We start from the raw sequence: 788 nt of genomic DNA, 5'->3' as shown, positions 1-788 counted from the left end.
ATTGAAAGCAATGAAAGCTTACAAAATTACAACATAAATGCACCTATCACAGGAACTATAGTACAAAAATATGCAACCAATGGCGAACTAGCGCAAAATAATAAACCCATTTATGATGTGGCGAATTTAACCAACGTATGGGCTGACTTTACCTTATATCGCAAAGAAACTCCGCTAGTAAAAAAGGGAATGACTATTGATGTAATTGGTGATGAAGGAAAACCAAAAACGACAAGTTATATCTCCTACATCGCACCTCTTGGGATAGAAGACAGTCAAACCACTTTGGCACGTGCAGTCTTACCCAATGAGCAGCGCTTGTGGATTCCCGGCATGTATGTCAACGGTTATATTATTATTAAAGAAAAAACCGTGCCGGTAGCGGTGCTTCTTACGGCATTGCAACGCATGGGCGACCAAGACGTAGTATTTGTCCAACAAGGCGATTATTTTGAAGCGACACCTGTAGAACTTGGCCAACGAGACAAACAATGGGTTGAGGTTCTATCCGGGCTTGATGCAGGCCAGCATTATGTAACTAAAAACAGCTTTTATCTAAAGGCGGAGCTGGGTAAGGAAGGCGCAAGCCATGAGCACTAAGGATTAGAGATGCTGGAAAAAATAATACGTTTTTCTTTAAAACATCGTTGGTTTATTCTGTTGTTTACAGTGATTATTGCTTCGTTTGGTGTTTATAATTATCAAAAGCTTCCTATTGATGCCGTACCTGACATTACCAATGTTCAGGTGCAAATTAATACAGCAGCCTCTGGATACTCGCCTTTTGA

2 protein-coding genes are annotated in these 788 nt (G+C 40.5%); both read left to right on the top strand.

Going from position 1 to position 788, the window contains the following annotated elements; all coding sequences use genetic code 11:
* Positions 1–600 (top strand): efflux RND transporter periplasmic adaptor subunit (locus tag A8O27_RS18175; protein WP_154669271.1); only part of this gene is annotated, 600 nt, incomplete at its 5' end.
* 9 nt (positions 601–609) lie between these two features.
* A partial coding sequence (locus A8O27_RS18885) for an efflux RND transporter permease subunit (protein WP_154669270.1) occupies positions 610–788 on the top strand: 179 nt, incomplete at its 3' end.

This window comes from Legionella bozemanae, from assembly GCF_001648595.1.
GTDB classification, from domain to species: Bacteria; Pseudomonadota; Gammaproteobacteria; order Legionellales; family Legionellaceae; genus Legionella; species Legionella bozemanae.
The sequence above is the reverse complement of the archived record's forward strand: the minus strand, read 5'-3'. Positions and strand labels throughout refer to the sequence as shown.